Source organism: Streptomyces sp. NBC_01176 (genome assembly GCF_045039825.1).
Lineage (GTDB): Bacteria > Actinomycetota > Actinomycetes > Streptomycetales > Streptomycetaceae > Streptomyces.
In genome coordinates, this window is record NZ_CP108600.1 from 466,926 (window position 1) to 478,040 (window position 11,115).

Genomic DNA, 11,115 nt, shown 5'->3' on the forward strand with positions numbered 1-11,115 from the left:
AGGCGGGCACTGACACTCCCCCGCCGCGCGGGGTTGTCGGTGGGGCTTGGTAGAACTCCGGTACCTGGGAATGCGGTCTGCGCGCACCAGGCACCATCACGACCGTCGTACCACCGACCAGATGCACGAAGGAGCGGGCGCGCATGACCATCGGAAGCCACCTGCAGGAGTTTCACGGACTGCTCGCGTTCACTTTCCCGGACGCGGCGGACCAACCCCTTCGGGCCTCCGCCCTCCCGTCCCCGGAAACCGTCGCCTGGCGGGTGGCCGTGGACTCCTACGACAGCCAGGAGTCGTGGCCGGAGGCCTTCGCCCGGTTCCTCGAAGCCGTGGACACCACGCGTGTGCGGGCCCTGGTCGTGGGCGCCTGGAGCGACGTCTACGACAGCGCTCCGACGGAGGTGATCGAGGCTCTCGTGGCGGCCCGCGACCGGCTGCCCGAGCTGCGCGCGATATTCCTCGCGGACATCGTGATGGAGGAGTGCGAGATCTCCTGGATCGTGCAGGGCGACGTCTCTCCCGTGCTGGAGGCCTTTCCCCGGCTGGAGGAGTTCGGCGTCCGCGGCGGCAACCAACTGGTCTTCCCCGCCGTCCGCCACGAGCGGCTGCGCAGGCTGACGGTGGAGACCGGCGGTATGCCCGCCGAGGTCGTAAGGGGAGTCGCCGGCAGCGATCTGCCGGCGTTGGTCCATCTCGACCTGTGGCTGGGCACATCCGAGTACGGCGGCGACAGCGAGGTGGGCGACTTGGAGCCGTTCTTCGCCGGGAGCCGCCTGCCCGCCCTCAAGCACCTGGCCCTGCGCAACAGCGAGATCCAGGACGTCATCTGTTCCTCGCTGGCCTCGGCGCCCGTGGTGGCGCGTCTCGAGGCCCTCGACGTCTCCATGGGGGTCCTCACGGACGATGGCGCGACGGCGCTGCTCTCGGGCCAGCCGCTGACCCATCTGAAGTCACTCGACCTCCACCACAACTACCTGAGCGCGGCGGTCCGTTCGCGACTGCTGGAGACGCTGGAGCCGCACGGCGTGGAGGTCCGCGCCGATCAGGACGACGCGGATTCCGACGAGGAGGAGGACGGAACCGTATGGCGCTTCGTGGCGGTGGGCGAGTAGCGCGGCGGTAACGGACGGACGGCGGACGGAAGGGTGTCACGAGTGGACGGCGAAGGCGCGCGCAGCGACCCGCCTCGGTGGGCGGTCGTCGCCAACGGGGAGAACCGGAGGGTCGCCCTGTTCACCGCGGCGGCCGAGGGCGCCGGCCACGCCACGCCCCGTGTGGTCGAGTGGCGTGACGTGCTGCGCGAGGGCGGGCACGCGTTCGCCGATGACGAGATCGTCCGCTTGGACTCCCCGGGGGAGAACGCGGAGGTGGACCGGCTGTTGCGCGGCGTCGACGACCCGACCCGGGTGGAGGGTTCCGCGCGCTGGTACGCACGCTTCCTCGAGGGCGTGGCCTCCCTGCGCGGCGGACGCCGGCTCGACGCCCCGGAGGACCTGGCCGTCCTGTTCGACAAGCGGCTCTGCCACGCCCACCTGCGGCGTGCCGACGTACCGGTGCCGGTCTCCCCGACCTCGGGCGACACCGCCGCGGCCGGGGACTGGTCGGCGGTACGGGCCCGGATGGCGGAGGCGGGCCTGCGGCGGGCGTTCGTGAAGCTCGCTCACGGCTCGTCCGCGTCCGGTGTGCTGGCGGTCGAGACGACGACGGCGGGACGCGTCCGGGCGACGACCTCCGTGGAGGTCGCGGACGGCCGGCTGCACAACTCGCTCCGCGTGCGCCACTACACCGACGAGTCCGAGATCGCCGCGATCGTGGACAGGCTCGCGCCGGACGGACTGCACATCGAACGCTGGCTGCCGAAGGCGTCGCTGGGCAACCGGTCGGCGGATCTGCGCGTCCTCGTCGTGGCGGGCCGGGCCACCCACGCCGTCGTCCGTACCAGCCGCTTCCCCCTCACCAATCTCCATCTCGGCGGCACCCGCGGCGATCTGACCGCCGTCCGGGCCCTGGCCGGCGACCGGTGGGGCCAGGCACTCGCCATCTGCGAACAGGCCGCGGCCTGTTTCCCGGCGACCCTGTGCGTGGGCGTCGACCTCCTGCCCGCCGTCGGCTGGCGCCGGTTCGCCGTCGGGGAGGTCAACGCGTTCGGTGACCTGCTGCCCCGGCTCACCGGTCTGCCGGGCGGCCCCGCGGAGGGGCTGGACACCTACGCCGCCCAGATCGCGGCCCTCGGTCCGCGGTGGCCCGCGCCGTTCGTCCCGCATCCCGCGTCCTCACCGCACCACCGTTCAAGGACACTCCATGCCTCACTCTGACACGCCCACCGGTACGCGCCCGGCAGCGCCGGCCGACACGTTCCCGACGCCCGACATGAACGAGGTGGTGGGCCGGGACGACCTGTTGCTGCTCACCCTCGACACCCTGCGCCACGACGTCGCCGTCGAACTCGCGGCGGCGGGCCGCCTGCCGAACCTGGCGGCGCGTCTGCCGGGCGGCGTCTGGGAGAAACGGCATGCTCCGGGCAGCTTCACCTACGCCTCCCATCAGGCCATGTTCGCGGGGTTCCTGCCGACCCCGGCCTCCCAGGGGCCTCATCCGCGGCTGTTCGCGGCCCGGTTCGCGGGCAGCGAGACGACCGAGGACCGTACGTTCGTCTTCGACACCCCGGACATCGTGTCGGCGTTGGCCGCCCGTGATTACCGCACCGTGTGCATCGGTGGTGTCGGCTTCTTCAACAAGCAGGGCGCCCTGGGTGACGTCCTGCCCGGTCTGTTCCAGGAGAGCCACTGGGAACCGGAGTTCTCGGTGGCCTCGCCGACGTCCTTCGAGGCGCAGGTCGCCCGGGCCGAGAAGGTCGTGGCCGAACTGCCAGCGCGACAGCGACTGTTCCTCTTCCTGAACGCCTCCGCGCTGCACCAGCCGAACTGGTTCCACCTGGAGGGTGCCACCCGGGAGGCCGGTGACAGCCGCCTCACCCACGCCGCGGCGCTGGAGTACATCGACCGCCATGTCGGGCGGCTGTTCGCCGCGATGTCCGCTCGTCGTCGCTGCTTCGCCATCGTCTGCTCCGACCACGGCACGGCGTACGGGGACGACGGCTACACCGGCCACCGGCTGGGCCACGAGTCCGTGTGGACCGTCCCCTACAGTCACTTCTTCCTGGAGCCCTCCGCATGACCGTCGCCCCCGTGGCCGCGGCGCACACCGTGCCCCGCCCGTACCAGAGCTATCTGTACGCCTATCCGCACAAGACCGCCTACCGGCCGCTCCACCCGCGGCCCGCGCTCGAGCAGTTGTGGGCGGGCGAGTCACGACAGGCGCTCTCGTTGTACCTGCACATACCGTTCTGCGAGGTGCGCTGCGGCTTCTGCAACCTGTTCACGCGCGTCGGTGCCCCGGACGGGCTGACCGGCCGCTACCTCGACGCCCTGAGCCGGCAGGCCGTCGCCGTACGCGAGGCGCTCGGTGACGAGCCGTCACCGCGGTTCGCCAACGCGGCCTTCGGCGGCGGCACGCCCACCTTCCTGGAGGCCGCGGAGCTGGAGCGGCTCTGCGACATCGCGGAGCGGGACATGGGCGCGGACCTGCGGTCCATCCCTCTGTCCGTGGAGGCGTCGCCCGCGACGGCGAGCGCCGACCGGCTCGCCGTCCTGGTCCGGCGCGGCGCCACGCGCCTCAGTCTCGGGGTGCAGAGCTTCGTCGAGGAGGAGGCCCGTGCCGCCGTACGCCCGCAGCGGCGTGCCGACGTCGAGGCCGCCCTCACCCGGATACGGGAGTCGGCCGTCCCGGTCCTCAACATCGACCTGATCTACGGCATCGACGGTCAGACGACGCCCAGTTGGCGTTACTCACTCGACGCGGCCCTCGCCTGGCGGCCCGAGGAGATCTACCTCTACCCGCTCTACATCCGTCCGCTCACCGGCCTGGGCCGCCACGCGGACGCGCGGACCGCCGACCGTGGCTGGGACGAGCAGCGGCTGCGCCTCTACCGCGAGGGCCGCGACCATCTGCTGTCCGAGGGGTACGAGCAGGTGTCGATGCGCATGTTCCGCCGCGCCGACGCCCCCGCGCAGGGACCGGACGACTACGCGTGCCAGACCGACGGCATGATCGGACTGGGCTGCGGGGCACGGTCGTACACCTCCGCTCTGCACTACTCCTTCGACTACGCCGTGTCGATGCGCGAGGTGCGTGCCATCATCGACGACTACAGCGCCACCGAGGACTTCTCGCGGGCCCTGCACGGCCGTTGGGTGGACGAGGACGAAGCGCGACGCCGGCACCTGTTGCAGTCGCTGTTGCAGGCCGAGGGCCTCGCCGCAGCTGACTACCGGCAGCGCTTCGGCTGCGCGCCCGCCGACGACTTCGCCGACGAGCTGGACGTCCTCGCCCGGCGCGGCTGGCTCCAGGACGCGGGGACGGAACGGCTCAGGCTCTCTCCCGAGGGACTCGCCCACTCGGACGCCATCGGGCCCGAGTTCTTCTCCCCCGCCGTCAAGGACGCCATGACCGCCTACGAGTTGAGGTGACGGGCCGAGTGGACCCCACCAACCCGACCGACCCGACGGACCTCACGATCCTGTACCGAGGGCCGCTCGCCTCCTGCGACTACGACTGCCCGTACTGCCCGTTCGCCAAGCGCCGCGACAGCAGCGCGCAACTGCGCGCCGACCGGGCCGCGCTCGAACGGTTCGTGGCCTGGGCGCGCGGCCCGCACGATCACCGCCTGTCCGTGCTGTTCACGCCGTGGGGCGAGGGACTGACCCGCTCGTGGTACCGCCGGGCCATGGTGGATCTGTCCCATGAGCCGCGCATCGAGCGCGTCGCCATCCAGACCAACCTCAGCTGCCGGACCGACTGGCTCGCGGACGCGGCTGCGGACACGGTCGCCCTCTGGTGCACCTACCATCCGGGGCAGACGCCCTACGAGCGGTTCCTCGACAGGACGCACCGCCTTTCCGACCTGGGGATCCGGTTCAGCGTCGGCGCGGTCGGCCTGCCCGAGCACCTGGACCACGCACGACGACTCCGCGCGGACCTGCCGTCGCACGTCTACCTGTGGATCAACGCCGCCGAAGGGCACACGTACACCGACGAGCAGGCCGACGAGTGGACCACGCTGGACCCGCTCTTCCCCTACAGCCGCCGTCCCCACCGCTCGGCGGGGTTGCCCTGCCGGACCGGCCGGAGCGTCGTCTCGGTCGACGGAGAGGGCACCGTCCGGCGCTGCCACTTCGTGCGGACGGAACTCGGCAACCTCTACGACGGTTCCTACCGCTCCGCGCTCGCTCCGCGGCCGTGCCCACTCACCGTGTGCGACTGCCACATCGGGTACGTACATCTGGAGACCCTGCCGTTGTACGACGTGTTCGCGGGCGGAGTCCTCGAACGCGTCCCGCACCCGGAGTCGCTCCCACCCCGCCCGCTCCTCCCGCTGGCCACGGGGTGAGTCCGCCCGCCGGGTCGCGGCCCTGAAGGCGAACGCGTAGATATGGACGATCTATACTAGGTGGTCCGATAAACTTGCTCGACCGTCCAGAAGGAGTCCGTGATGGATCCCCTGGAGGATGTGCTGACCCTGCTCGACACACGAGGTCACCTCTCCTCGAGCCTGGTCGCGGGAGGCCGGTGGGCCGTCCGGTTCGACGCGCCGTCCGGCGTGAAGTTCAACGCCGTCCGGCGCGGTCGCTGTCTCCTCGAACTGGAGGGCACGGCCGACCCGCTCGCTTTGGAGGAGGGGGACTGCTACCTGCTGACCCAGCCGCGGCGCTTCACCCTCCGCAGTGACCCGGAAGCGGTGGCCGTCGACGCCGGCCGCGTCTTCGCGTCGTCCGAGGGCGGGGTCGCGCGAGCGGGCGACGGGACGGACGAGGAGGTTCTCCTCATCGGCGGCCGATTCTCGTTCGGCGACCGGGCGCGCACGCTGCTGCTCGAAGACCTGCCTCCCGTGATCCACGTACCCGCGCGCACACCTCAGGCCGAGACCCTGCAATGGGCGCTCGCCGAGATCGACCGTGAACTGCGGGACGGTCCCATGGCCTCGACACTGGTTGCCGAGCACCTGGCGGTCGTCATGCTCGTCCACGTCCTGCGTCTGCACCTCACGCGTGAGCCCGGGGCCGCTTCGGGCTGGCTCGCGGGCCTCGGAGATCCGGTGGTGGCAGCGGCGCTGACCTCCTTGCACAGCCGGCCGGAGCACCCGTGGACGGTCGCCGAGCTCGCGCGGGCCTGTGCCGTGTCGCGGTCGACGCTCGCCGCACGCTTCAAGAGCACCGTCGGCCGTGGGCCGCTCGAATACCTCACCCGGTGGCGGGTGGAACTCGCCTCCCGCCACCTGCGGCGGGGAACCGACACCGTGTCCGCCATCGCCCGTACGGTCGGCTACGGCTCGGAGAGCGCGCTGAGCACAGCCTTCAAGCGGGTCAACGGCATCTCGCCCCGGGACTACCGCAGGACGACGCAGGCATCTTGAAGCGCGGAAACACGCGCTCGGACCTAGGACCTGCCGATCGGGGGCACCAGTCCCAGTGCGAGGAGGCTGTCGGCGGTGTCACGGATCGTCCGGGTGACGTCGCGGGGTTCCCAGTCGAGCACCGAGCGCGCCTTGGCATCGCTGATGACGGGAATGCGGCCGCCGAGTCCCACCGCGTCCCGGAGCGCCGGATTCGTCTTCGCCGCTTCACGCATCTGTTCGAGGGTGAGCTCCGAGGACGGCAGCGCGTCGGCCGCTGCGGGCAGGTGCGCTCGCAGGGCCCGGGCCATGCCGAGGAAGCTGATCGACGGTCCGCCCACCGCGAGGAAGCGTTCTCCCGCAGCCTTGGGATGGAGCATGGCGCGCAGGTGCAGGTCCACGACGTCGCGGACGTCGACGACGCCGAAGTACATGAGCGGTACCACCGGCATCCGGCCGGTCAGCATGGCCCTGACGATGTTGGCCGACGCGGCCAGGCGTGGTCCCAGCACGGGGCCGAAGATGCCCACGGGGTTGACGACCGCCAGCTCGATCCCGCCGTTGGTCGCCACGAAGTCCCACGCCGCGCGCTCCGCGAGGACCTTGGACCGGGGGTAGGCGGGGAGGCCTTCGGTGTCAGGGTCGGTCCAGTCCTCCTCCGAGTACCGGGCGTCGGGCTTGACGGTGTAGCCGACCGCCGCGAAGGACGACGTCATCACCACACGTCGTACGCCGGCGGTCCGGGCCGCGGCGATGACCCGCAGCGCGCCGTCACGTGCCGGGAGGATGAGTTCGTCCTCGTTCTCCGGCGGCGTGACGGGAAAGGGGGACGCCACGTGCAGCACATGGCTCACGCCGTCGGCCGCGGCCGCCCAGCCCGCGTCGGCGGACAGGTCCGCCACGGCGCATTCCAGAAGGTCCTCCCGATCCACCCCGGCCTGCCGCACGAGGGCCAGGACCTCGGCCTCACGGCCGGGCTCGCGGACGGTCACCCGGGTCCGGTACCCCTCCCTCAGCAGGCGGGCGACCATGTGCCCGCCGACGTATCCGGTCGCGCCGGTCACCAGCACCGTTCCCGCCTCGGAAGCGCCGGAAGCAAGGATTTCCGCGGTCATTTTCACTCAGTCCTTTGCTGTTCGAATTGTTCGAGGATCAGGGTGACCGCCTCGATCGCCCGACGTTCGGCGACGGCGTCGCCGCGCACGCGGGCATCCCACATCCGGGTCTTCCCCCGGAGGTAGTCCAGGCGTGCCTTCAGCCGTTCGATGTCGTCGGCCAGCCTCTCCGCCTGGTCGGCGAACAGGTCTCGCTGCTCCGCCGCCGCGGCGTTGCCCAGGGGCAGCAGGTCCACGTAGCGACGCATACCGGCGACCGTCATGCCCGCCGAGCGCAGACAGGCCAGGGCCACGACCCGGTCGGCTGTCGCCGCTTCGTAACGGCGATGCCCACTGGACTCGTCGCGGCCCACCACTCCCAGCAGGCCGACCTTCTCGTAGTAGCGGAGCGTGGGCTCGCTGAAGCCCGAGCGCCGCGCCATCTCCTGAATGGTCAGACTCACCGTTCGTCCTCCGTCGCGTCCGTCATGAAGAAGCCTCCGACACTTCAAGCGCTTCAAGTCAAATGTCCTGGACCTCGACTTCCGGCAACCACAGGACGCGCGGATGCGCGGATGCGCGGGACGTCGCGCGTGGAGACACTGGGCCTACCGCATCCCCACCCCCAACCCATACCGAGCCGAGTGCGAGTCGGAGGAGCTGACGATGGCCGGGAAGCCGCCCTATCCGCCGTTCGATGCCGAGAGTGCCGTGCAGAAGGTCAGGGCCGGCGAGGACGGCTGGAACACCCGCGATCCCGAGAAGGTGTCGCTCGCCTACACCGAGGACAGCCGTTGGCGTAATCGTTCGCTCTTCATCAACGGCCGCAAGGAGATCGTCGACTTCCTCACGCGGAAGTGGGAGAACGAACTCGAATACCGGCTGATCAAGGAGCTGTGGGCGTTCGGCGGGAACCGGATCGCCGTCCGTTTCGCCTACGAGTACCACACGGTCACCGGGGACTGGTTCCGCGCCTACGGCAACGAGAACTGGGAGTTCAGCGACGACGGACTCATGAGCGTGCGCCACGCGAGCATCAACGACGTGCCGATCACGGCCTCGGAACGCGCCTTCGACTGGGACCGTTCGGGGCCGCGCCCGCCCGACTACCCGAGCCTCAGCGACTTCGGCTTCTGATCCTGGGACGACGCGCCCCGGGCGGACCGCGGCCTGGGTGGGCCAACCTCCCGGGATCGGGTTCCGTGGCGCCGCGGGAACGGTCAGGTGTGGGCGCGGAGTCTGCCTTGGCCGGAGAGGCGGAAGAGCAGGATCAGGGACGGCAGGATGATCAGTGCGGCGACGCAGGCGACGCCGAGCAGAACGGCCAGTGTGGTGTCCGGAGCCGCGGCCTGGTGGATGCGCAGATGCGTGCCGAGCAGGAAGGGGTACTGCGCCACTCCCCAGCCGACGACCACGGCGGCGATGGCCAGTGCCGCGATCTCCCGCCGGCCGGTACGTCGGCCCAGGCGCGCCTCCGCCATGCCCACGATGCCGCAGAGCGCCGCGAGCACCATGAGCGGCAGTCCTCGGTGACTGAGCTGATGGAACAGCCGGGGCGCGTCGGTTCTGAGCACGAAGATCCCGGCGATGCTGACCACCCCTGCCACGGCTCCGGCCAGCAGTGCGCGGCCGCGGAAGTACCGCTCGAGGTCGTCGTCCTGGAGCTGGTGGGCCGCCGTGGCCAGGTAGAAGGCAGCGAGGTAGGCACAGCTGACGACGGCCAGGATGCCGCCGAGGACGGAGGTGGGGTTGAGCCAGCTGGTGACGGCGTCACCGTTGCCGCCGGAGGGCACTCGGCCCGAGGCGATGCCGCCGGCGATGCTGCCGAAGCAGTATGGGGTCAGTACGGAGGAGGCCGCGAACAGGGTTCCGTTGAGGCGCTGTTGGGGCGTCCGCACGGAGACCTTGCGGAAGGCGAAGCCCGCGCCGCGCAGGACGATTCCGAGGGCGGCGAAGATGAGTGGCAGATAGAGGGTCGTGGTGATCGCGGCGAAGGCGGCGGGGAAGCCGCTCCAGAGCATGACCAGGCAGTAGATGAGCCAGGTGTGGTTGGCCTCCCAGACCGGGCCGATCGAGAGGTCGACCAGATGGCGGGGGTTCCTGCCGCGTTCGGCTCCCCCGGCCGTCAGGTCCCAGAAGCCGGCGCCGAAGTCCGCCCCGCCGAACAGCGCGTAGGCGACGACACCTACGAACATGACCAGGGCGACCACGTCACTGAGGTTCATCGGTCTTCTCCTGCCGCGCCGGACGTGACGTAGGGCTGCTCGGGTCCGTAGGGAACGTAGACGGTCTCGTCGCCCTCGGTCCGCCAGCGGCGGGCCATGGCGCGCAGGACCAGGACGGCACCGACGCCGACCGCCGCGTACAGGACGACGGTCGCCCCGAACAGCGGCCACAGGTTGCCCTGCGTCGTCACGGCCTGCCTCGTCAGCAACAGTCCGACCACGGTCCAGGGCTGACGACCGACCTCGGTGACGACCCAGCCGCTCTCCAGGCAGACGACAGCGACGAGGCCGCTGACAGCGGCGCCCCGCAGGAACCAGCGGTTGGTGGGCATCGTCCGTCCTCGCCACCACAGCCAGGCGAACCACAGGACCAGGCCGAGCATGAGGAAGGTGGTGCCGACCATCACGTCGAAGGCCAGATGCACGATGGTGACGGTGCGGTCGGTGGGCCGCACCCCGGCCGGGATGGCCTCCAGGCCCTTGATCTCGGTCGAGGGGGTGAAGCCGGCGAGGATCGACGCCATGTCCGGGATGGGAAGGCCGTACCTGACCTTGCCGTCGACCAGGAACCCGCCGAGGTTCTCCGCCACATGGTCATCGGTCGCGGGCAGGAGTTCGATCGCGGCGAATTTGGCGGGCTCCTCCTTGAACACCTCGCGTGCCACCGTGTCACCGACGACGATCTGCACCGGGATGGCCGCCGCCGCGACGAGGAAACCGATGAGGAATCCCAGCCGGTGGTGGCGGTCCCGGCGTCCTTTGAGCATGCCGGCGGCGTACACGCCGGCGACCGTGAAGCCGGCGACGATATAGGCGGCGAGGAGCATGTGCACGGTCTCGTACCAGAACGCTCCGTTGAAGAAGACCCGCAACGGCCGTACGGCGACGACATGTCCGTCGCGCAGGGTGATCCCGCCGGGTTGGTTCATCCAGCTGTTGGCCGCGATGACGGCCGCCGCACCCCCGAGGCTGGCCAGCACGACCGGAACTCCCGTCCAGAAGTGGGCCCAGGGCGGAAGCCGGTTCCAGCCGTAGAGATAGATCGAGACGAAGATCGCTTCGAGGAAGAAGAAGAGTCCCTCCACCGCGAACGGCATCCCGAAGGCGGCTCCGTAGTCACCCATCAGACCGGGCCACAGGATGCCGAGTTCGAACGACAGGACCGTGCCGGTGATCGCCCCCACCGCGAAGAGCACGGCGGCCACCTTCGACCATCGTCTGGCCAGCCGCAGGGCGTCGCTGTCGCCGTGGCGCAGGCCCCGGTAGTGGGCGATGAGCATGAGCGCGGTCAGGGCGACGCCGAAAGGGACCAGGATGATGTGGAAGCCCAGAGTGAACGCCATCT

Annotated in this window: 11 protein-coding genes; 7 read left to right on the forward strand and 4 right to left on the reverse strand. The window is 70.5% G+C overall.

All coding sequences use genetic code 11. The features are described from left to right. Positions 1-143: 143 nt before the first annotated feature. From OG199_RS01675 to OG199_RS01700, 6 genes are all read left to right on the forward strand, one after another. Positions 144-1,112, forward strand: coding sequence for an STM4015 family protein (locus OG199_RS01675; protein WP_401804861.1), 969 nt, complete (start codon positions 144-146; stop codon positions 1,110-1,112). A 33-nt stretch (positions 1,113-1,145) separates the two neighbouring features. Beyond that, positions 1,146-2,315 carry an STM4014 family protein gene (locus OG199_RS01680; RefSeq protein ID WP_405827450.1) on the forward strand — a complete coding sequence of 390 codons (1,170 nt, stop codon included), beginning with the start codon at positions 1,146-1,148 and terminating at the stop codon, positions 2,313-2,315. A 55-nt stretch (positions 2,316-2,370) separates the two neighbouring features. After that, positions 2,371-3,177 (forward strand): STM4013/SEN3800 family hydrolase, encoded by an 807-nt coding sequence (locus OG199_RS01685; RefSeq protein ID WP_401805055.1) that lies wholly within the window; start codon positions 2,371-2,373, stop codon positions 3,175-3,177. Beyond that, positions 3,174-4,529 carry an STM4012 family radical SAM protein gene (locus tag OG199_RS01690; RefSeq protein WP_405827452.1) on the forward strand — a complete coding sequence of 452 codons (1,356 nt, stop codon included), beginning with the start codon at positions 3,174-3,176 and terminating at the stop codon, positions 4,527-4,529. Before OG199_RS01685 ends, OG199_RS01690 begins: the two co-directional genes overlap by 4 nt. Positions 4,530-4,537: 8 nt before the next feature. Next, the gene (locus tag OG199_RS01695; RefSeq protein WP_405827454.1) at positions 4,538-5,449 is read left to right on the forward strand and encodes an STM4011 family radical SAM protein; all 912 of its coding nucleotides are present in this window, start codon (positions 4,538-4,540) and stop codon (positions 5,447-5,449) included. A gap of 102 nt (positions 5,450-5,551) precedes the next feature. Then, entirely contained in the window at positions 5,552-6,472 is a 921-nt protein-coding gene (locus tag OG199_RS01700) for an AraC family transcriptional regulator (protein WP_405827456.1), read from the forward strand. A 23-nt stretch (positions 6,473-6,495) separates the two neighbouring features. Here OG199_RS01700 and OG199_RS01705 read toward each other — a convergent pair whose 3' ends face one another. Continuing rightward, entirely contained in the window at positions 6,496-7,566 is a 1,071-nt protein-coding gene (locus OG199_RS01705; RefSeq protein WP_356802759.1) for an NAD-dependent epimerase/dehydratase family protein, read from the reverse strand. A 2-nt stretch (positions 7,567-7,568) separates the two neighbouring features. Then, positions 7,569-8,009, reverse strand: a complete 441-nt coding sequence (locus OG199_RS01710; protein WP_356802757.1) for a MerR family transcriptional regulator — start codon at positions 8,007-8,009, stop codon at positions 7,569-7,571. Between the two features lie 202 nt (positions 8,010-8,211). On the opposite strand from OG199_RS01710, the gene OG199_RS01715 reads away from it, so the two are divergent. Further along, entirely contained in the window at positions 8,212-8,682 is a 471-nt protein-coding gene (locus OG199_RS01715; protein WP_356802755.1) for a nuclear transport factor 2 family protein, read from the forward strand. Between the two features lie 83 nt (positions 8,683-8,765). On the opposite strand, the gene OG199_RS01720 is transcribed toward OG199_RS01715, so the two are convergent. Then, the gene (locus OG199_RS01720) at positions 8,766-9,770 is read right to left on the reverse strand and encodes a cytochrome d ubiquinol oxidase subunit II (RefSeq protein ID WP_405827459.1); all 1,005 of its coding nucleotides are present in this window, start codon (positions 9,768-9,770) and stop codon (positions 8,766-8,768) included. Next, entirely contained in the window at positions 9,767-11,113 is a 1,347-nt protein-coding gene (locus OG199_RS01725; RefSeq protein ID WP_405834393.1) for a cytochrome ubiquinol oxidase subunit I, read from the reverse strand. The genes OG199_RS01720 and OG199_RS01725 overlap by 4 nt, the downstream gene beginning before the upstream one ends. Positions 11,114-11,115: the final 2 nt, after the last annotated feature.